Below are 20,422 nucleotides of genomic sequence, written 5' to 3'. Positions count from 1 at the left end.
GCCGGTCAGCGACCGCGGTCGCGCCGCACCTGCGCCTTGCGCCCCTTGATCATCGTGGCCCGCAGCGCCTGCACGACCTCGTCGGCGGCGGCCTCGGGCACCTCGACGAGCGCGAACCGCTGGTGGATCTCGATCGACCCGACGTCGCGCCCGGTCAGCCCGGTCTCCCCCGTGATGGCACCGACCAGGTCGCCCGGGCGGATACCGGCGTCCCGGCCGACCCCGACGAACAGCCGTGCGGCCGGGCCGCCGCCGGGACGCCCCGCCGGCCGGCCTGGTCGCTCGTCCCGCCGCCCGCCGTCGCGCCCGCCGCCGGCCCGCCCGCCGTCCCGCTCGGGGCGGAAGGAGACCTGCGGGATCTCCTCGTCGTCGTCCACCGGGCCCGTCGCCTCGTGCGCCAGCTTGACCGCGGCGAGGGCGACCTCGACGAGGTCGAACTCGTCGGTGAGGGTCTCGACGACGACGCGGAAGCGGTCCAGGTCGTCGGTGAGCAGGCTCTCCCGCAGCGCGGCCCGCGTGAGGTCGAGCCGGCGGGCGCGGAGGTCGGCGACCGTGGGCACCTTCTCGACGGTGATCGGCGCACCCGCGACCCGCTCGATGGTCTTGAGCATCCGGTGCTCCCGCGGCTCGGCGAGGGTGATCGCCACCCCCTCGCGGCCGGCCCGGCCCACCCGGCCGATGCGGTGCACGTAGGACTCCGGCGCCGAGGGGACGTCGTAGTTGACGACGTGGGTGAGCTGCTCGACGTCCAGCCCGCGCGCCGCGACGTCGGTGGCCACCAGCAGCTCCGCCGTCCCCCCGCGCAGCCGCCCCATCACCCGGTCGCGCTGCTCCTGGCTCATGCCGCCGTGCAGCGCCTCGGCGCGGTAGCCGCGGCCGTTGAGGGTCTCGGTGAGGGAGTCGACCTCCTCCCGGGTGCGGCAGAAGACGATCGCCGCGGCCGGCGCCTCGACGTCGAGGATGCGGCCGAGCGCGGCCGGCTTGGCCCCGCGGGGCACCACGTAGGCGGTCTGCCGGATGCGGGGCGCGGTCCCGGGCGCCGCCCGCTCGCGGGCGATGGTGATCCGCACCGGGTCGGAGAGGTGGCGGCGGGCCAGCGCGTCGAGGCGGCGCGGCATGGTGGCCGAGAACAGCACCGTCTGCCGCTCCTCCGGCGTCGCGTCGAGGATTGCCTCCAGGTCCTCGGCGAAGCCCATGTCGAGCATCTCGTCGGCCTCGTCGAGCACGACGGTGGCGATCTCGTCGAGGCGCAACGCCCCGCGGTTGAGCAGGTCGAGGGCGCGCCCGGGGGTGGCGACGACGACGTCCACGCCCGACTCCAGCGAGCGCAGCTGCCGCACGATCGGAGCGCCGCCGTAGACCGGCAGCACGCGGGCGCCGAGGTCCTTGCCGTAGCGGTGCAGCGCCTCCGACACCTGGACGGCGAGCTCGCGGGTGGGCACCAGCACCAGCGCGACCGGGGCGCGGTCGGTGCGGTGGGCCGGCATCCGCTGCAGCACCGGCAGCGAGAAGGCGGCGGTCTTGCCGGTGCCGGTCGCGGCCTGGCCGAGCAGGTCGCGGCCCCCGGCCAGCGGCGGGATCGCCTGCTGCTGGATGGGCGTCGGCTCCTCGTAGCCGAGCGCGGACAGCGCCTGCAGCAGCTCCGGGCGCAGGCCCAGGCCCTCGAAGGTGGACCCCTCGAAGGTGGGGCCCTCGGAGGTGGGGTCGCCGGCAGGGTCGAGTTCGTCGGTCATCGCCGCCCATCGTTCCCCCTGGTCGGCGACGACGCGCGGCCGGGTTTCTGGCAGGCTGCCCGGGTGACCGCCGACGACGACCTCTGCACCCGCCCCGCGACCGAGCTGGCCGCGCTGGTCCGCGACCGCGAGGTGTCGGCGCGCGAGCTGCTGGAGGCCCACCTCCGCCGCATCGAGCGGCTGGACCCGCAGGTCAACGCCGTCGTCACCGTGGACGCCGAGGGCGCCCGCGCCGCCGCCGACGCCGCCGACGCCGCCCAGGCCGCGGGCCGGTCGCTCGGCCCCCTGCACGGGCTCCCGGTCGCGCACAAGGACACCCACGCCACCGGCGGCATGCGCACGACGTGGGGCTCGCCGCTGCACGCCGACACCGTGCCGGCCGCCGACGAGCTGGTGGTGGCGCGCCTGGTCGGCGCCGGGGCGGTCCGGGTCGGGAAGACCAACGTGCCCGAGTTCGCGGCCGGCTCGCACACCTTCAACCCGGTGTTCGGCGTGACGCACAACCCCTACCGGCACGGCCGCTCGGCGGGCGGGTCGAGCGGTGGGGCGGCGGCCGCGCTGGCGGCGGGGTTCGTGCCGATCGCCGACGGCAGCGACATGGGCGGCTCGCTGCGCAACCCCGCGGCGTTCTGCAACGTCGTCGGGCTGCGGCCCACCCCGGGGCGGGTGCCGACGTGGCCCGCGCCGATGGCGTGGTCGCAGCTGTCGGTGCAGGGCCCGATGGGTCGCACGGTCGCGGACGTGGCGCTGCAGCTGTCGGTGCTCGCCGGGCCCGACCCGCGCGTGCCGATCGCGCTCGCGGACGACCCGGCCGGGTTCGCCGCCCCCCTGCCCGAGCGCCTCGACGGCCTCCGCGTGGCCTGGGCACCGGACCTGGGCGGGCAGGTGACCGTGGACCCGGCGATCACCGCCGTCCTGGCGCCGTCGGTCGCCGTGTTCGAGTCCCTGGGCGCGTCGGTGGAGGAGGCCTGCCCCGACCTCACGGGCGCGGACGAGGTCTTCGGCACGCTGCGGGCCTGGCTGTTCGACTCGAACTTCTCCGAGCTGGCGCGGCGGCACCCGGACCAGGTCAAGGAGTCGATCCGCTGGAACGCCGAGCTGGGCGCGAAGCTCACCGGCTCCGACCTGGCGCGCGCCGAGCGGCTGCACACGGCGCTGTACGAGCGGGTGGTCGCCTTCTTCGAGCGGTACGACGTGCTGCTCGCGCCGACGACGCAGGTGCTCCCCTTCCCGGTGGAGCTGGAGTACCCGACCGAGATCGCCGGCGTCCACCAGGAGAACTACCTGGAGTGGATGCGTTCCTGCACGGTCATCTCGGCGACCGGGTGCCCGGCGCTGTCGGTGCCGGGCGGCTTCACCCCCGACGGGTTGCCGGTGGGCCTGCAGGTCATCGGGGCGCCCCAGGCCGATCGCCGGGTGCTGGAGGTGGGGCACGCCTTCGAGCGGGCGACCCTGTTCGGCGAGCGCCGCCCGGCTCTCTGAACCGCTCTACCGCTCTCTAGCGTCGGCACTAGAACGCCCGAGACGCGGCAAGACCTCGGGCCGCGCGCCGAGTGCGACGACGTCGTGGCGATCAGCGGCTGATGGCCACGACATCGTCGCACTCGCGCGGAGCGCGGGGCCAGGACGACGGCGCGGCGGCCGACGAGGCGGCGCACCCCGGTCAGCCCGCCTCGGTCAGCCGGCCTCGGGGCCATCGGAGCCGGCCGGGTACTCCTGCAGCGGCACCTCGCCCGCGGTCCACGCGGCGAGGATCGGCTCGACGATCCGCCAGGACTCCTCGGCCTCGACGTCGCTGATCGACAGCGCGGAATTGCCGGCCAGCATCTCCCCGATGAGCAGTCCGTAGGCGGACAGCCGGCGCGGCGGCAGGTCGATGTCCAGCGTCCGGCGCTCGAGGTCGAACGGATCGCCGGCACCGTTGAGGTTGAGCTCGAGCCCGATGCCGTCGGGCTCCAGGCGCAGCCGCAGCACGTCGGGCTGAGGCTGCTCCTCCTGCCCGAAGGGAAGGTGGGGCACCGGCTTGAACCGCAGGACGATCTCGTGCCGGTCGGCGCCCAGCGCCTTGCCCGACCGCAGCCGGAACGGGACGCCCGCCCACCGCCAGTTGTCGATCGTGACCGTGTATTCGGCGTAGGTCTCGGTGCCCCGGTCGGGGTCGACGCCGTCCTCGCCCGCGTAATCGGGTAGCTCGTGGCCGCCGACGTGACCTGCGGTGTACCGTGCGCGCACCGTGTCGCGTGCCATGTCCGACGGCGGCCGGACGGCCCGGAGGACGTCGGATCTGCGGCCGGCGAGGCTGTGGGCGTCCAGGGCGGCCGGCGGCTCCATCGCCGTCACCGCGAGCACCTGCAGCAGGTGGTTCTGCAGCATGTCGCGCAACGCACCCGCACGGTCGTAGTAGCCGGCCCGGCCCTCCAGCCCCAGTGTCTCGTCGAAGACGATGTCCACCCGCTCGACGTGCTGGGCGTTCCACACCGGCTCGAACAACCGGTTGGCGAACCGCAGGCCGAGGATGTTGAGCACCGTCTGCATGGCCAGGAAGTGGTCGGTGCGGAAGGCCCGCTCCTCGGGGACCAGCCGGTGCAGCACCTCGTTGAGCCGCCGGGCGTCGGCCCGGTCGACGCCGAAGGGCTTCTCGACGGCGACGGCGGCCCCCTCGGGCAGGCCGACCTCGACCAGCGCCTCCAGCGTGGGCAGGAAGACGGTGTTGGGCAGCGCGAGGTAGACCACCGGCATCCCTTCGGCCCGGTCCAGCACCCGGCGCAGGTCGTCGGTCCCGGTCACGTCCCCGGGTTCGTACCCCAGCCGGGCCACGAGGCGTTCCCGGCTCTCCTCCGGCACTCGCCCCGCGTGCTCGGCCAGCTGGTCGCGCGCCCACGACCGGTACTCCTCGTCGCCCCAGTCCCGCCGACCCACCGCGAGGACCCCCGCGTCGTCGAGCTGCCCGACGTCCTCGAGCTCGGCCAGCCCCGGGAGCAGCAGCCGACCGGCGAGGTCACCCCTGCCTCCGAGAACCACCAACGACCGGTTCATGCCCGCTCCTCCGCTCGTGCCAGGTTCCAGCCGCTGGCGATCACACCCACGTGGCTGAACGCCTGCGGGAAGTTGCCCAGGAAGGCCCCGGTCGACGGGTCGACCTCCTCGGCGAGCAGGCCGAGCCCGGTCGCCCGGCCGCAGAGCGAGTCGTACAGCGCGTGCGCCTCGTCGAGGCGCCCCTGCCCGGCCAGGTTGTCGACCAGCCAGAAGCTGCAGAGCAGGAAGGCGCCCTCGGTGCCCTGCAGGCCGTCGGGCGACTCCTCGTGCAGGTAGCGGTAGAGCAGCCCGTCCCCGGCGTCGAGGTGGCGGCGCACCGCCTCGGTGGTGGCGACCATGCGGGGGTCGTCGGCCGGGACGATCCGGCGCAGCGGCAGGCTCAGCAGCGAGCCGTCCAGGCCACCGCGGTCGCCGCCGCCGGGCGGGGTCAGGTGCTCGGTGAACGTGCCGCGGTCGGGGTCCCACGCCTGCTCCAGCAGGGTGCGGTGGATCCGGTCGGCCTCGGCCCGCCAGCGCTCCCGGGGGTGCGGGAGCCCCAGCAGGTCGGCGATCCGCAGCGCCCGGTCGACGGCGACGTGGCACATCGCGACCGAGTAGGTGAACGGCCGCCCGGCGTCGCGGATCTCCCAGATGCCGTTGTCCGGCGTCCCCCACTGGGCGATGGCCTGCTCGGCGAGCGTCCGCAGCGAGATCCACAGCGGCCCGCTCACCTCGCCGCCGCCGCGCACCCACTGGTAGGCGACGTCGAGGAGCTCGCCGTAGACGTCGTTCTGCACCTGCCGGGCCGCGCCGTTGCCCCAGCGGACCGGGGAGGACCCGCGGTAGCCCGACAGCGTGGCGTCCAGCCACTCGGTCGCCGGCGGCTCGCCGTCGAGGGCGTACATGATGTCGACCCCGCCGCGCCGCTCGACGTTGCGCAGCGTCCAGGCCAGGAAGGCGTGCGACTCCTCCCCCATGCCGATGCGGTTGAGCGCGTAGCCGGTGAAGGCGGCGTCGCGCACCCAGGTGTAGCGGTAGTCCCAGTTGCGCTCCCCGCCGATGCCCTCGGGGAGCGAGGAGGTGGCGGCGGCCATCACCGCCCCGGTCGGCACGTGGTCGAGCAGCTTCAGGGTCAGAGCCGAGCGCCGCACGAGGTCCGGCTGCGGGCCCGAGTAGGTCAGGCAGCCCGCCCAGGCCCGCCACGACGCGACGGTCTGGTCGACCAGCCGCTGCGGGTCGCGGCGGGCGCGGGTGTGGGTCTGCCCCGACCACTGGAGGGTGACGGTCAGCCGCTCGCCGGCCGCGAGCCGCGCCCGGCCGGTGATCGCGCCGTCGCCGCTGAGCGTCAGCGGGTGCGAGCACCACAGCATCAGGTCCAGGTCGGGGCGGGCCGGCCAGCGGATCCGCCAGGCCTCGAGCTCCGAGCGCACCTGCACGCCGTCCTTCGGCGCAAGCCGCACCTCCACCTCGACCGAGCCCGACAGCACCCGGGCGGTGCGCAGGATCTCGCCGCGCCCGGCGGGCACCGGTTCGGAGAGGTCGGCGCCCGACCGCAGCGGCAGGCAGTCGGTGAGCTCCAGGACGCCGTCGGCGGTGTGCAGCTCGGTGACGAGCACGCCGGTGTCGGGCAGGTAGCGCTGCGCCGCCTCCCGTAGCCCGACGGGGGTGACGGCGAAGGTGCCGCCCCGCCGGGCGTCGAGCAGCCCCGCGACGAACGGCTCGCCGTCGAACGTCGGCAGGCACAGCCACGGGATCGAGCCGTCCCGGGCGACGAGCGCGCAGGTGACGCCGTCCCCGATGAGTCCGTGGTCCTCGATCGGCAGGTAGCCGTCGGTGCGGCTGAGCGGGCGGAGCGGCACGGGCGGTCCTCGCGACGGGGGCAGCGGTCCGTCGCACCCTGCCCGCGGACGGGCCGGCCAACCCCTCCCGCGGATGACGGTCCCGTGACTCGGGCTCTCTACGGCTCTCTAGGACCTCGGCCAGACGGCCCGAGACGCCACGAGAGCGGCCCCGGTCAGGTCCCCTCGGGCCGCGGGAGGCGCCGGGCCTGGCGGCGCTTGCGCAGCCCCCGGAGGGTCCGGACGGCGACCAGCAGCTCGGCGAGCTCGTGGCGTTCGCCAGCGGTGATGTCGGCCAGCTGGGCGGCCGCCCGGCGTTGCGCGGCGTCCCAGCCCTCCGCCCACCGGCCGACCAGCTCGTCGGGCTCCTCGGCGTCCCCGGTGCGCAGGGTCAGCACGTCCTCGGTCAGCGAGGACTGCTCCATGGCGAGGTCGTCGCGCAGCGAGGCCCGGGCCATGGAGGGCCAGCGCCGGTCGCGGGGCAGCGCGATCACCTGCTCGCGCAGGGCCACCAGCCCCAGCCGCTCGGCCAGCCCCTGCATGACCCGGCCGGCCAGGGTCACCGGCGCCCCGGTCCGCTCGGCGACCACCGCCAGGTCCAGCGCGGCCGGCAGCAACGGCGCCGACGCCACGCGGGCGGCCAGCTCCGCGGGCAGGCCGGCCTCCTGCAGCCGGGCGGCCCGCGAGGCGAAGGCTTCCGCCTCGCCACCGAGCAGCCAGCCCGGGACCCCTGCCTCCACCGCCGTGACGGCGGGCGCGAACCGGTCGACCACCTCCGCCAGCGGAGGCGGGTTCTCGGCGGTGAGGTCGGGCTGGCGCAGCAGCCAGCGCGCCGCCCGCTCGGCCAGCCGCGTGGCCTCCGTGCGCGCCTCGGCCTGCACGGCGGCCGACACCTGGTTGTCCAGCGGGCGGACGGCGTCCCACATCCGGTCGACGCCGAACACCGCCCGGGCCACCGCGTGCGCCCGGACGACCGACGGCAGCGGCACCCCGGTCTCTTCCCCGAGCCGGAACAGCCCGGTGACGCCGGCGATGTCGACCGCGCGGTTGGTCAGCACCGTCCCGATGATCTCGCGGCGCAGCGGGTGGCTGGTGACCGCCGCGGGGAACCGGCTGCGCAACGGGCCGGGGAAGTAGTCGACCAGCAGCTCCTCCAGCGCCGGGTCGTCCGGCAGCGGGGAGGCCAGCACCGCGTCACCGGTCTGCAGCTTGGCGTAGGCCAGCAGCACCGACAGCTCCGGGCTGGTCAGCGCGTGCCCGTCGCGGCGCCGCTCGGTGAGCGCGCGGTCGTCGGGCAGCGCCTCGACCGCGCGGTTGAGCCGCCCTGAGCGCTCCAGCGACCGGATGAACCGCTCGTGGGAATCCATCAGGCTGCGCGCCGCTGCGGCCTCACCGGCGAGGGTCGCGTTCTGCGCGTGGTTGTGGGTCAGGACGGCGGCGGCGACGTCGTCGGCCATCTCGCCGAGCAGCGCCGCGCGCCCCTCCGCGTCGATCCGCCCCTCGTCGACCACGCGGTTCAGCGCGATCTTGATGTTGACCTCGTGGTCGGAGGTGTCCACGCCCGCCGAGTTGTCGATGGCGTCGGTGTTCACCCGCCCACCGGCCAGCGCGTACTCGACCCGGCCGCGCTGGGTCAGGCCGAGGTTGCCGCCCTCGCCCACGACCCGCGCCCGCAGCTGCCGGCCGTCGACCCGCACGGCGTCGTTGGCCTTGTCGCCGACCTCCAGGTGGCTCTCGCCGGCGGCCTTGACGTAGGTGCCGATACCGCCGTTGAACAGCAGGTCGACCGGCGCGAGCAGCACGGCGCGGATCAGCTCCACCGGGCTCAGCGTCGTGACCCCTGCGGGCAGCCCGAGGGCGGCCCGCACCTGCTCCGACACCGGCACGGTCTTGGCCGTCCGCGGCCAGACGCCGCCGCCCTCGCTGATCAGCGACGCGTCGTAGTCGGCCCACGAGGAGCGGGGCAGCTCGAACAGCCGCCGGCGCTCGGCGAACGACGTCGCGGCGTCGGGGGTGGGGTCGACGAACACGTGCCGGTGGTCGAACGCGGCCACCAGCCGGATGTGCTCGCTGAGCAGCATGCCGTTGCCGAAGACGTCACCGGACATGTCCCCGACGCCGACGACGGTGAAATCGTCGCGCTGGACGTCGAGGTCGAGTTCGCGGAAGTAGCGGGTCACCGACTCCCAGGCGCCGCGGGCGGTGATGCCCATCGCCTTGTGGTCGTAGCCCACCGAGCCGCCCGAGGCGAACGCGTCGCCCAGCCAGTACCCACGCTCGAGCGCTACCGAGTTGGCCAGGTCGGAGAAGGTCGCCGTCCCCTTGTCGGCGGCGACGACCAGGTAGCTGTCGTCGCCGTCGTGCCGCACCACCTTCGGCGGCGGGACCACGCTGCCCTCGACGAGGTTGTCGGTGAGCGACAGCAGCGCGCCGACGAACAGCCGGTAGCAGGCCTGCCCCTCGGCGAGCACCTCCTCGCGGGAGGCGGCGTCCGCCGGCGGGCGCTTCACGACGAAGCCGCCCTTGGCGCCGGTGGGGACGATGACGGTGTTCTTGACCATCTGCGCCTTCACCAGGCCCAGCACCTCGGTGCGCAGGTCCTCCCGGCGGTCGGACCAGCGCAGCCCGCCGCGCGCCACCTTGCCGAACCGCAGGTGCACACCCATCACCCGGGGCGAGCTGACCCACACCTCGTGCGCCGGGCGCGGCTCGGGCAGGTCGGGCACGTCGGCCGGGGCGATCTTGAGCGCCAGCGGGGTGGGCCGCTCCGGCGTCGAGGCGTAGTACGTCGTCCGCTGGGTGGCGGTGACCGCGGCCAGCAGGGAGCTCAGGACGCGGTCGGCGTCGAGGGAGGCGACCTCGCCGATCGAGCGCTCCAGCGCCGCGACCAGGTCGGCCTGCCGGGCGTCCCGCCCGGTGACCCGGCCCGGCGAGAAGCGGGTCTCGAACAGCGCGACCAGCCGCGCCACCACGCCGGGGTGGGCGGCCAGGGTCTGCTCGACGTAGGCCTGGCTGAACGGCAGCCCGGCCTGGCGCAACCACTGCACGTAGGCGCGCACGACGGTGACCTGGCGCCAGTTGAGCCCGGCGAGCATGACCAGCGCACCCAGGCCGTCGTCCTCGGCCTCGCCCCGCCACACCGCGCTCACGGCCTCGGTGAACCGCTCCGGCAGCGAGCGCAGCAGCGGGAGCTCGACCGGCGGGACGGCGACGCCGAAGTCGTAGATCCAGGTGGGCGGCGCCCCGATGCGGTCGATCTCGTACGGGCGCTCGTCGACGACGTCGACGCCCATGTTCTGCAGCATCGGCAGGATCTGCGAGAGCAGCAGCCGCTCGCCGACCCGGTACACGGTGAGCCGGCGCTCCCCCGGCGCCGCACCCGTGGGCGTCCACAGCCGCAGCGCCAGGTCGCCGGACGCCAGCCCGTCCAGGCGGACCAGGTCCTCCACGGCGCGCTGGGCGGTGAAGTCCTCCTGGTAGGCGGCGGGGAAGGCGTCGGCGATCCGGGCGAACACCTTCTCGGCGTCCGCGCCGAAGCGGGCGGCGAGCGCGTCGGAGAGCTCGTCGGTCCAGCTGCGGGCCGCGGCGGCGAGCTCGGCCTGCAGCGCCTCGACGTCGACGTCCAGCAGCGGCGTCGCACCCTGCCGGCTCACCGGCAGCCGGACCACGAAGTGCAGCCGGGCCAGCACCGACTCCGTCGAGCGCGCGGTGAACTCGATGCTCGTGCCGCCGAGCCGCTTGAGGAGCAGCTGCTGCATGCGAGTGCGGACCTCGGTGGTGTAGCGGTCGCGCGGCAGGTAGACCAGCGCCGACCAGAACCGGCCGGTGGGGTCCTGCCGCAGGAACAGCCGGGTCTGCCGTCGCTCCTGCAGGTGCAGCACCGCCATCGCCACCGGCAGCAGCTCGTCGGCCCCGACCTGCATCAGCTCGTCGCGGGGATAGGTCTCCAGGACGTCGAGCAGCTGCTTGCCGGTGTGGCTGTCGGCGGGGACGCCGGAGCGGCGGACCACCTCGACGACGCGGCGGCGCACGAGCGGGACGTCGAGCACGCTCGTGCCGTAGGCGGTGGTCGGGAACAGCCCGACGAACCGGCGCCGCCGGGTCACGCCGGCGCCGTGCGGCAGCGTGACGGCCACCAGGTCCAGCCATGCCCGGCGGTGCACCGACGAACGGGTGTCGGCCTTCGTGACGGTGAGCCGGTGGCGCCCGGTGACCCCCGCGGCCTCGGGCGGAGCGGTCGCCGAGCGGGCGATGTCGGTGTCGCTGCGGAGCACCCCGAGGCCCGTCCCGGGCACCGGACGGGCGACGGTCACCTCCCGGTCCGGGGCGATCTCGACGTCGCGGGCGCCGAGGAGCACGAAGTTGCCGTCGGCCAGCCAGCGCAGCAGGGCGGCGGCCTCGGCCGGGTCGTCGGCCGGGTCGTCGGCCGGGTCGGGCGGGGCCCCGTCCCGGCCGGCGAGCTCGTCGAGTTCGGCGGCGAGGTCGACCATGCGGGCGCGCATCCGGTCGCCGTCCTCGTGGACGGCGCGCACGTCGTCGAGGACGGTGCGCAGGCCGGTCACCAGGTCGGCAGCCGCCTCGCCGTCCAGCGGTCCGTCGAGCACGACGGCCATCCACGATTCGGCGACGGCGCCCTCCCCGCAGGCAGCGACGTCCAGGCTGTCGCACAGCCCGGTGATCGCGCCGCGGAGATCGCGGCGGACGACCAGCAGCGGGTGGACGACGTGCTCGAGCCGGAACCCCTGCCGGACGACCTCGGCGGTGACCGAGTCGACCAGGTACGGCATGTCGTCGGTGACCAGCCGGATCACCGCCCGGCCGGTCCGGTGCCCTCGCGGGACGCGCTGGACGTCGACGGCTGCGGCGCCGGGCGGCCGCACCTGCGCGAGGGAGAGGTGCCCCAGGGCGAGCGCGGCGAGGTCGGCGGGGGTGGTGCCGAGCACCTCCTCGGCGGGTTCGCTCCAGTAGTAGCGCAGGAAGAAAGCCGGGAGGGTGTCGGGGGTGCACCCCGGTGGGAGCCCCGACCCCCCGCGCTCGGCCTCGGCGACGGCCAGACCGGCCGCCTTCCGCAGCAGCTGCTTCTTCTCGTCGCGGCCGGCCTCGAGGGCGGCGAGCTCGGTGAGGGAGCCGCTCGAGGGACCGCCGTCCCGGTCGCGCACCGGGGTCTCCGGGGCGACGCCGGTGTCACTGGCCATGTCAGGCCACGCTACTGCCCCGTGAGACCGCCGTCACGGCGACGCGGTGAGCGCGCCGCCGTGCGGTGGGTTCAGCGGTCGAGGAGCTGGTCGGCGGCCCAGCCGACGACGGCGAGGATGAGCCCGCCGATCACGGCGGTCCCGAACCCGTCGATGGTGAGCCGGTCGGTGATCGCCGCCGTGAGCCCGAGGAGCGCCGCGTTGATCACGAGCAGGAAGAGCCCGAGGGTGAGCAGCACGAACGGGAGGGACAGCAGCCGCAGGACCGGTCCGACCAGGGCGTTGACGACGCCGAAGATCAGCCCGATCCACAGGTAGCTGCCGTACTCCCCCAGCGGCCCGTCGGGGTTGGGCAGCACCTCCAGGCCCGGGAGCACGTCGAAGTAGGTCAGCCCGTAGAAGGCCGCCGCGAAGACGACGACCTTGAGCAGGAACTTGATCACGTCCCGACGCTAGCGGCGACGCCGGGCCGATCGTGGGATCTCACGGCGTCTGCCGTCGTCTAGCGGCGGGGCTAGAGATTGGCAGACGGCGGTCGATGGTCGCAGACTGCCGTCGTGACGAGGGTCGGGGAGCCGCTGGACATCCGCCCGCCGGGCTGGGCCCGCGTGCTCGGGCCCGTCCTCCTCCTCGTCTGGGTGGCGGTGTCCTTCTCCGGGGAGTCCGACGGAGCCTTCGTGCCGGGGCTGCTCATCGCGGTCCTCGCCGGCGCGGTCGTCGTCCGGCTGTTCCTCTCCAGCGCCATCGGCACGGCCGACGGGCGGCTCACGGTGCGCAACGTCCGGTCGACCCGGACCTTCACCCGGGACGAGATCGACGGTGTGGAGGTCGACCGGGTCCGCGGCCGTGGATGGGCGGTGTGGATCCGGCTGGCCGACGGCGAGCGCCACCGGTTGGACGTGACGGAAGCACCGTTCCTCGGACCGTTCCAGGGGACGCTCGATCGGCAGGCCGCCGAGGTGCACGCGTGGCTGACCGGCCGGCCGCACGCGCACCTCTGACCCCGCGCGACACGCCATCGGGAGTTCTACGGATGTCTACGGCGCGCGCTAGACATGCCCATACGGTGCGAGGCATGGATCCCGTGCGGAACCCCTACGCCCCGGGCGCCGGCCAGCGCCCGCCCGAGCTGGCCGGCCGTGACGACGAGCTGCAGGCGTTCGACGTCGTCCTCGAGCGGATCGCCCGCGGCCGCCCGGAGCGGTCCCTGGTGCTCACCGGGCTGCGCGGCGTCGGCAAGACCGTGCTGCTCAACCAGCTGCGCTCGGCCGCCATCTCGCGGGGCTGGGGCACCGGCAAGATCGAGGCCCGGCCCGAGCAGTCGCTGCGCCGGCCGATCTCCTCCGCGCTGCACATGGCGCTGCGCGAGCTGGGGCCACGGCACGGCGACCAGGAATCGGTCGCCGAGGTGCTGGGCGTGGTCAAGGCCTTCGCCCAGCGGGTGAACGCGGCCGAGGCCAAGGTGCGCGACCGCTGGCAGCCGGGCATCGACGTCCCCGCCGCGACCGGGCGCGCCGACTCCGGCGACATGGAGATCGACCTGGTGGAGCTGCTCAGCGACGCCGCCGGGGTGGCCGCCGACATCGGCAGCGGGATCGCCCTGTTCATCGACGAGATGCAGGACGTCCAGGCCGACGACGTCTCGGCGATCTGCGCCGCCTGCCACGAGCTCTCCCAGCAGGGCGCCCCGCTCATCGTCGTGGGCGCCGGGCTCCCCCACCTGCCCGCCGTCCTGTCGGCGTCCAAGAGCTACTCGGAGCGGCTGTTCCGCTACCTGCGCATCGACCGGCTCGAGCGCACGGCCGCCGATCGCGCGCTGCTCGCCCCCGCCGAGCGGGAGGACGTCACCTTCGAGCCGGCCGCCCTCGACGCCCTCTACGCGGCCGCCGACGGCTACCCGTACTTCGTGCAGGCCTACGGCAAGGTCACCTGGGACGTCGCGGCCTCCTCCCCCATCACCGCCGCGGACGTCGCGATGGCGACTCCGGTCGCCGAGGCCGAGCTCGCCGTGGGTTTCTTCGGGTCGCGCTACGACCGGGCCACGCCCGCCGAGCGGGAGTACATGCACGCGATGGCCGAGCTGGGCGGGTCCGGCGGTGCGGCGGTGGCGACGTCGGAGGTCGCGGTCTCGCTGGGCCGCAAGCCCGCGTCCCTCTCCCCCGCACGCGACTCGCTGATCAAGAAGGGCCTCGTCTACTCCGCCGAGCGCGGCCAGATCGCCTTCACGGTGCCGCACTTCGGCCGCTACCTGCTGCGCCACCCGGACTGACCACCCGCTCGGCCGCGCCGTGTGGCGCGTGACACCGCCCACAGATTCCCGCCGACCCGCGCCAGGGGATTGACACGAGACGGTCCGGGGAACCTCGGGACGGTCGATGACCCGAGTCGAGGGGGAGGCATGGGGCGACTCGCGTGGCCGGTCCGCCCGCTACCGGACGGGCGCGGCGAGGTGTGGCGCTGGCAGCTCGGGTCCCTCGCGGAGCTCCCGGCCGCCCGGGCAGCTCTGCGGTCGCTGGTGGGCGACGTCGAGCACCTGCCCGCCGACGAGGCCTCGGGCGAGCAGCTCGTGCTGGCCTTCGACGAGCTCGCCTCCAACGCCCTCCGCCACGGCGAGCGCCCCGTCGTCGCCACCGTCGTCGCCGGCAGCGGGGGCTGGCTGCTCGACGTGAGCGACCGGGCCCCGCAGGCCATGCCCGCGCCCACGGTCGACCGGGACCCGGCGAAGGGCGGCATGGGGCTGCAGCTGGTGGCCCGCCTGTCGGTGGCCCACGGCTGGTACGTCGACGAGGACCGCAAGCACGTCTGGGCCTGCCTGCCGACCGGGGACGACGACCGCGCGACCGCGCTCGCGTAGGCCGGTTCCACGTGCAACACGCACGAGACCCCCGCCGCCCGAGGGCGACGGGGGTCTCGATGCGTGATGGAGCACTGATCTCCTGCGCGTGGCACCGGGGAGACGCGCGCAGCGCTCACGCCGAGTGGGGCCCGGAGGGTCCCGCGCAGGCGTGAATCAGCGGCTCAGCGGCGGTCGGGAACGGCACCTGGCCGCGGTGCGGTCCGGAGGACCGCAGTGACACGGCCGCGGTGTCGTCCGGAGGACGACAGTGTTACGGCACGACGAAGGAGATGGCTCCCTTGCCGTAGGTGGGCACCTCGATGGCGAGGTCCACCCGGTTGAAGGCGGCGAGCATGCCCTCGATGTCACCGGGGATGTCCTCGCCGGCCGCGTACAGCTTGTGCAGCTTGGAGTGGGGCGCGCCCGGGGTGTTGAACAGCGCGGAGAGCACGTTCACCACCTCGTGCAGCGCCTCGACCTGCATGCCGGACAGCTCGCCGTCCTCCTCGACGGCGTCCTGGCACCCCCCGGGGGGCAGGAGCGCCAGCGCGCCGCCGGTGTAGGCCGACGCACCGAGGTCCATGAGGCACAGCGCGTTCACCGCCATGTGCGGGTCGACGTAGACGGCGACGGACACCGGCTTCTCCGGCGTCGGGGTCACCGGCGCGCCGGGGGAGACGTTGACCGGCTTGCCGACCAGGCCGGTCAGCATGTCGCGGACGTCCTTGGCGGCGGGCAGCTGCACACCCGTGGTGGGGGCGGTCATGCGATCACCCCGTCCAGGTGCTCCTTGAAGGTGTCCTCGGTGAACGGCTTGGCGATGAGGAAGAGCGCGCCGGCGTTGGCCGCCTTCTCCCGCATCTCCGCGGAGCCCTCGGAGGTGACGAAGCCGAAGGGCACGGCAGAGCCGGAGGCCCGCAGCGCCTGCAGGCACTCGATGCCGGTCATGTTCGGCATGTTCCAGTCGGACAGGACCAGGTCGGGCTGTTCGGAGGAGACCTTGGCCAGCGCGTCGGCGCCGTCCTCGGCCTCGACGATGTCGTGGTCGTCGTAGCCGGCCTGGCGCAGCGTGCGGATGACGATCTGCCGCATGACGCGGCTGTCGTCGGCGATCAGGATCTTCACTCAGGACACCTCGTTCTTGCGGGTAGGGGTGGAACCGGGCAGGGGCGGGAGAGCGCCCTGCACCGAGATGGCGACGGGCTCGCCGCGCCACAGCACATCGAGGCGGCACACGTCCGCCTGGTTGCGGACCAGCGGTGCGTTGCCCACCTGCGGCAGGCTGAGCGCCGAGGGACCCGGCAGCGCTGCCTTCACGTTGCCGCCGACCACGTTGGCGATCTCGCCGAAGGCGTCGGCGACGTCCTCGTCGTCGAGCACCTCGGGAGCGTGCTCCCGGAGCAGCGCCCGGGAGAGCTCCTCGGCGGTGGCGCGACCGGTGGTCAGGACGACGCTGCCGGTCCACGGGCCGACGACGTCGACCCAGCTGGAGAGGATGTCGGCGGGCAGGTCACCCGGCAGCGGGACGAGGACCTCGTCCTCGCCGACGAGGGCGACCCACGCCTCCGCGGCGATCGACTCGACGGTCGCCTCGTCGATCAGGTCGGTGATGACCGGGCGCGTGTCGCTGGCACGACGCCGCTCGCCGGTGTCCGTCGTCGTCACAGGGCAACCTCCTGCGGGAGCAGGCCGAGCAGCGCGAGCTTGTCGCGGATCGCATCGGCGGTGAACGGCTTGATCACGTACTCGTGCGCGCCGGCGGCGAGGGCGCGGACGATCTGGGTGTGCTCGCTCTCCGAGGTGACCATCATCATGGTCATCGCGCGCCACGCCGGGTTGGCCCGGACGACGGAGACGAACTGCAGCCCGTCCATCACCGGCATGTTCCAGTCGATGGTGGCCAGGTCGGGGAGCCAGCCCTCGTCCAGCACGTCGAGCGCGGCGCGACCGTGCTCGGCGTCCCGCACCTCGTAGCCGAAGCCGGTCAGGATCCCGGTGACGATCCTTCGCATGGCCCGGGAGTCATCGATCACCAAGGCACGCATGTCAGGCCCCCTTCAGTGGGCGGTAGGCGGAGCTGCGGCCGATGACGACCCGCTCCCAGGAGTCGTCGACGCCGAGGGTGGTCTCGGCGGCGCCGAGGAACAGCCACCCGTCGGGCCGCATGAGGTCCCGCACACGGCGGAGGATCGACTGCTTGGTCGGCAGGTCGAAGTAGATGAGCACGTTGCGGAGGTAGACGACGTCGAACGGGCCCATCCGCGGCAGCGGGGCCGACAGGTTGCACTCGCTGGCGTTGACCATGCGCCGCAGGTTGGCCGACACCTCCCACTCGTTGCCCGCGCGGGTGAAGTGCCGGACCAGCATCGGCGCCGGCAGACCCCGGTTGACCTCGAGCTGGCTGAACCGGCCGGCGCGGGTGCGCTGCACCATCTCGCGCGAGAGGTCGGTCGCGGTGATCGACACCCGGGAGGCCGCGTTGGGCAGGGCGTCGTCGAGGAGCATCGCGATCGTGTACGGCTCCTGTCCGCTGGAGCTGGCCGCCGACCAGATCTGCAGCCGCTCGTTGGCGCCGCGGGCCGCCAGCAGCGACGGCAGCACCGTCGAGGTCAGCGCGGTGAACGGGTCGCCGTCGCGGAACCACGACGTCTCGTTGGTGGTGAGCGCCTCGACGATCTTCCGCGTGCTGTCGGCGTCCGGGCGGACGCGCACGCTCTCGACGAACTTGGTGACGTCGGTCAGCCCCATCTGCCGGGCGATCGGCAGGAGACGGGCCTCCACCAGGTACTCCTTGCCCGGCTGGAGGACGATGGCGCTCTCCTTGCGGACGAGGTCACGGACCCAGTCGAAACTGGTCGCGGTCAGACTCATCGACGACCTCCCACGGCCATAGCTGTTCCGGTGTTCAGGGGTGCGGCACCGGCGAGGTGGCGCTGGATCGCCTCGGCGATCCGGTCGAGCGGCAGCACCTCGTCGGCGTAGCCGGCCTGGGCGACGGCCCCGGGCATGCCCCAGACGACCGAGGTCGCCTGGTCCTGCACGACGACGGTGCCGCCGGCGTTGCGGATCTCGCCGCAGCCGTTCCGCCCGTCGGCGCCCATGCCGGTGAGCACGACCCCGAGGACGGCGCCGTCGTAGGCGGCCACCGCGGAGCGGAAGAGGGGGTCGACCGCGGGCCGGCAGAAGTTCTCCGGCGGGCTCTGGTTGAGCGCCGTGGTGAAGCCGGCGCGGCCGTTGGCGCGGACGACCAGGTGGTGGTCGCCGGGGGCCAGGTGCACGGTGCCGGGGGCCAGCGGGGTGCCGTCGACCGCCTCGACGACACGCAGCGGGGAGAGCCGGTCGAGCCGCTGGGCGAACTGCCGGGTGAAGACCGGGGGCATGTGCTGGGCCAGCAGCACCGGGACCGGGAGGTTCACCGGGAGCGCGGGCAGCACGCGCGCGAGCGCCTCCGGCCCCCCGGTGGAGGACCCGATGACCAGCACGGCGGGCTTCTTGCCGGGGCCCGTGCGCGGCGCGGCCGGGCGCGGCGGCGGGACCACCGGGGCGGCGGCCGCACGCACGGACGTCACCGGACGGCCGGTGAGCGCCTTGATCTTCGGGATCAGCTGCTCACGGACGCTCTCCATCGACTGCGCCACGCTGCCGACGTTGGCCGGCTTGGTGACGTAGTCGTTCGCCCCGGCCGACAGCGCGTCCAGGGTCGCGGTGGCGCCGCGCTCGGTGAGCGTGCTGAACATGATGATCGGCACGCGGCTGCGCGTCCCGCGGATCGCCCGGACCGCCTCGATGCCGTTCATCTCCGGCATCTCGATGTCCATCGTGACCAGGTCGGGCTTGAGCTGCTCGAGCTTGCCGAGGGCCACCTTGCCGTTGACGGCGGTGCCGACGACCTCGATCCCCGGGTCCGCGGAGAGCACGTCGGTGACGATCTTGCGGACGACGACCGAGTCGTCGACCACCATCACCCGGATCGGGTTCACACGTCCTCCTGGCCCCTGCCCGCGCCGACCGGCGGGCTCGTTGTCTGTATCGGCATCTCCGCCTCCGGCTTGAGCCGTTCGGCGGAGCGGACCCGCCGTCCCCGGAATGCTCGGGCGATCGACGACGGATTCCGCGGCACGGCGGCAGAAAGCGACAGGAACACCGGCCCCGTGACCATGATCGACATTTCGCAGAATGGTCGGGAGGTCTGTCTCGGGTGCGGGCGCGCCGCGCTTTCTGGGACGCCCCAGCGCCGCACGAGCGCGCGGAATCGCGGCCGGGGCGGGCTGGTGCTGCCTGGGATTCTCGGCGGCGGACGGGCCGAATACAGCCGACACGCAGAAGGTGTGGCGCTATCTTTTCGCCGTCAATTCGAGTCGACAACGGGGCGTGCGACGACCACCGCGGCAATTGTCGACAAGTGCCCCGGAAATGGTCGCCGACCGGGACGGGCGGGGTCCGGCGCGGGCCGCCGCAGGCCGGTCAGGAGAGAGCGGCGACCCGGCGGCCGGGCGCACGGAGCACGGCGGAGCTCTCGGTGGCGAGCAGGTCGTCGAGCACGACCGCCTGGACGCACCCGGCCACGGCGTTCCAGACGCCGGCCGCGCCGTCGTGCAGGTCGAAGCCGCCGTCGAGGAAGGCCTGGACGGCCAGCAGCTGCGCCGCGGCCAGCGCCCGGGTGCGCCCGGAGACGTGCGCGCCCCAGGAGGCCTCGTGCATCGCGGTGGCCCAGGGCCGGTGCGCGGCACGCCCCTCGTCGACGGCCACCCGCCAGCGCGACCGGCCGGCGTCGTCCAGGTCGCGGACGGCGGCGAGGAAGCCGGTCAGCTCCTCGGTGTGCTCCAGCCCCCAGCCGGCGGGCCCGGCCAGCGGGCCGGCGTCCAGCGCCCGGTCGAAGGCCGCGGTCAGCTCGCGACGCACCAGCGGCGGGAGCACGCCGGCGGCCCAGAACCCGACGGCGGCGTCGGCCAGCACGTCGGCGGTGTGCTCCCAGGTGTCGGCGTCGAGCCGGCCCGCGAGCGGGTGCTCGTGGCCGAGGACGTCCTCGCGGAGCAGCCGCTCCAGCGTCGGGGCGTCGCCGATGGTGCCGAGTTCGAGCTGGCGGACCAGCAGGGCGGTGCGGTCTCCGGCGCCCTCGGTGGCGTCGGCCGCGGTGCGCACGTGCGGCACGGCGGCCGCCATCTCCCGCGCCCGGCGGGACCGGACCGCCCGCACGCCGCGCTGCTCGCGGTCCAGCCCCCGGGCGGGGTGGACGCCGGCGAGGCGGGTGAGCGCCGGCTCGTCGGCCCCCAGGCCGGCGAGCAGGACCTCGGCAACCTGCCGGCCGGCGGGCAGGCGGACCAGGTCGAAGCCGAGGGTGGCGGCACTCACCAGGGAGTAGGGCACGGCGCGCCTCCAGGGCTCCGGGGAACGGGACGGACCCATGCTGGCTGCCCGGGCGGAGCAGCACCATGCGCCCGTCACCCCATCGCAGGAGCGCCTGTACGCCTACAGCGCGTGTCGCACCGTGCGCGGTCAGCGATTGATCACCCTGCGTTACCAATCGCTACTCGGAGGTGCTGGCTGGCTCGGTCGTCCCGTCGTCCTCGTCACCGGTCGCCTGCTGGGTGCCGCGATCCGCACCGGGGAGCCACCGTCCTCGCGGTGCAGCGCGAGGACGGCGATCGCGCGGTGAGGACGGCGGAACTGCCCGGAACGCACGAGCGGCGGGGAGGTGGTCCTCCCCGCCGCTCGTCGTCACAGCTCGCCCGGTCGTGCCGAGTGGGCCCGAAGGGTCCGCGCAGGCGCGACGGACACGCTCCGCCCACCTGGGGACGGCACCTG

General features: G+C 74.4%; 17 protein-coding genes. 4 read left to right on the top strand and 13 right to left on the bottom strand.

Annotated features, from left to right (window positions below):
* Window positions 1-5: 5 nt before the first annotated feature.
* Window positions 6-1,733 carry a DEAD/DEAH box helicase gene (locus BMW62_RS20430; RefSeq protein WP_091935160.1) on the bottom strand — a complete coding sequence of 576 codons (1,728 nt, stop codon included), beginning with the start codon at window positions 1,731-1,733 and terminating at the stop codon, window positions 6-8.
* Between the two features lie 63 nt (window positions 1,734-1,796).
* Here BMW62_RS20430 and BMW62_RS20425 point away from each other — a divergent pair, with 63 nt between their 5' ends.
* Window positions 1,797-3,215, top strand: coding sequence for an amidase (locus BMW62_RS20425; protein WP_091935050.1), 1,419 nt, complete (start codon window positions 1,797-1,799; stop codon window positions 3,213-3,215).
* Window positions 3,216-3,410: 195 nt separating this feature from the next.
* On the opposite strand, the gene BMW62_RS20420 is transcribed toward BMW62_RS20425, so the two are convergent.
* The 4 genes from BMW62_RS20420 to BMW62_RS20405 form a co-directional block, all read right to left on the bottom strand.
* The gene (locus tag BMW62_RS20420; protein WP_091935047.1) at window positions 3,411-4,769 is read right to left on the bottom strand and encodes a glucose-6-phosphate dehydrogenase; all 1,359 of its coding nucleotides are present in this window, start codon (window positions 4,767-4,769) and stop codon (window positions 3,411-3,413) included.
* A complete protein-coding gene (locus BMW62_RS20415; RefSeq protein WP_091935045.1) occupies window positions 4,766-6,607 on the bottom strand; it encodes a glycoside hydrolase family 15 protein in 1,842 nt (613 codons plus the stop codon). Before BMW62_RS20415 ends, BMW62_RS20420 begins: the two co-directional genes overlap by 4 nt.
* Window positions 6,608-6,762: 155 nt before the next feature.
* Window positions 6,763-11,781 carry an NAD-glutamate dehydrogenase gene (locus BMW62_RS20410; protein ID WP_091935042.1) on the bottom strand — a complete coding sequence of 1,673 codons (5,019 nt, stop codon included), beginning with the start codon at window positions 11,779-11,781 and terminating at the stop codon, window positions 6,763-6,765.
* 71 nt (window positions 11,782-11,852) lie between these two features.
* Window positions 11,853-12,224, bottom strand: a complete 372-nt coding sequence (locus tag BMW62_RS20405; RefSeq protein ID WP_091935039.1) for a phage holin family protein — start codon at window positions 12,222-12,224, stop codon at window positions 11,853-11,855.
* Between the two features lie 114 nt (window positions 12,225-12,338).
* On the opposite strand from BMW62_RS20405, the gene BMW62_RS20400 reads away from it, so the two are divergent.
* The 3 genes from BMW62_RS20400 to BMW62_RS20390 all read left to right on the top strand — a co-directional run bounded on the left by BMW62_RS20400 (window position 12,339) and on the right by BMW62_RS20390 (window position 14,635).
* A complete protein-coding gene (locus tag BMW62_RS20400) occupies window positions 12,339-12,782 on the top strand; it encodes a hypothetical protein (protein ID WP_091935036.1) in 444 nt (147 codons plus the stop codon).
* Window positions 12,783-12,856: 74 nt separating this feature from the next.
* The gene (locus BMW62_RS20395; RefSeq protein ID WP_091935033.1) at window positions 12,857-14,050 is read left to right on the top strand and encodes an ATP-binding protein; all 1,194 of its coding nucleotides are present in this window, start codon (window positions 12,857-12,859) and stop codon (window positions 14,048-14,050) included.
* A gap of 129 nt (window positions 14,051-14,179) precedes the next feature.
* On the top strand, window positions 14,180-14,635 hold the full coding sequence (locus BMW62_RS20390; RefSeq protein ID WP_091935031.1) for an ATP-binding protein: 456 nt from the start codon (window positions 14,180-14,182) through the stop codon (window positions 14,633-14,635).
* A gap of 253 nt (window positions 14,636-14,888) precedes the next feature.
* Here BMW62_RS20390 and BMW62_RS20385 read toward each other — a convergent pair whose 3' ends face one another.
* The 8 genes from BMW62_RS20385 to BMW62_RS20350 form a co-directional block, all read right to left on the bottom strand.
* Window positions 14,889-15,383: a hypothetical protein gene (locus BMW62_RS20385; RefSeq protein ID WP_091935028.1), complete on the bottom strand. Its 495-nt coding sequence runs from the start codon at window positions 15,381-15,383 to the stop codon at window positions 14,889-14,891.
* Window positions 15,380-15,742: a response regulator gene (locus tag BMW62_RS20380; protein WP_091935025.1), complete on the bottom strand. Its 363-nt coding sequence runs from the start codon at window positions 15,740-15,742 to the stop codon at window positions 15,380-15,382. Before BMW62_RS20380 ends, BMW62_RS20385 begins: the two co-directional genes overlap by 4 nt.
* Window positions 15,743-16,282 carry a chemotaxis protein CheX gene (locus tag BMW62_RS20375; RefSeq protein ID WP_091935022.1) on the bottom strand — a complete coding sequence of 180 codons (540 nt, stop codon included), beginning with the start codon at window positions 16,280-16,282 and terminating at the stop codon, window positions 15,743-15,745.
* The gene (locus BMW62_RS20370) at window positions 16,279-16,662 is read right to left on the bottom strand and encodes a response regulator (RefSeq protein WP_091935019.1); all 384 of its coding nucleotides are present in this window, start codon (window positions 16,660-16,662) and stop codon (window positions 16,279-16,281) included. The genes BMW62_RS20375 and BMW62_RS20370 overlap by 4 nt, the downstream gene beginning before the upstream one ends.
* A 1-nt stretch (window position 16,663) precedes the next feature.
* Window positions 16,664-17,488, bottom strand: a complete 825-nt coding sequence (locus tag BMW62_RS20365) for a CheR family methyltransferase (RefSeq protein ID WP_091935016.1) — start codon at window positions 17,486-17,488, stop codon at window positions 16,664-16,666.
* Window positions 17,485-18,597: a protein-glutamate methylesterase/protein-glutamine glutaminase gene (locus BMW62_RS20360; protein WP_091935011.1), complete on the bottom strand. Its 1,113-nt coding sequence runs from the start codon at window positions 18,595-18,597 to the stop codon at window positions 17,485-17,487. The genes BMW62_RS20365 and BMW62_RS20360 overlap by 4 nt, the downstream gene beginning before the upstream one ends.
* On the bottom strand, window positions 18,594-18,785 hold the full coding sequence (locus tag BMW62_RS20355; RefSeq protein WP_091935008.1) for a hypothetical protein: 192 nt from the start codon (window positions 18,783-18,785) through the stop codon (window positions 18,594-18,596). The genes BMW62_RS20360 and BMW62_RS20355 overlap by 4 nt, the downstream gene beginning before the upstream one ends.
* 296 nt (window positions 18,786-19,081) lie before the next feature.
* Window positions 19,082-19,984, bottom strand: coding sequence for a hypothetical protein (locus tag BMW62_RS20350; protein ID WP_091935005.1), 903 nt, complete (start codon window positions 19,982-19,984; stop codon window positions 19,082-19,084).
* Window positions 19,985-20,422 lie beyond the last annotated feature (438 nt).

Origin of the sequence: Blastococcus sp. DSM 46786 (assembly GCF_900109665.1) — a bacterium.
Taxonomy (GTDB): Bacteria; Actinomycetota; Actinomycetes; order Mycobacteriales; family Geodermatophilaceae; genus Blastococcus; species Blastococcus carthaginiensis.
The sequence above is the reverse complement of the archived record's forward strand: the minus strand, read 5'-3'. Positions and strand labels throughout refer to the sequence as shown.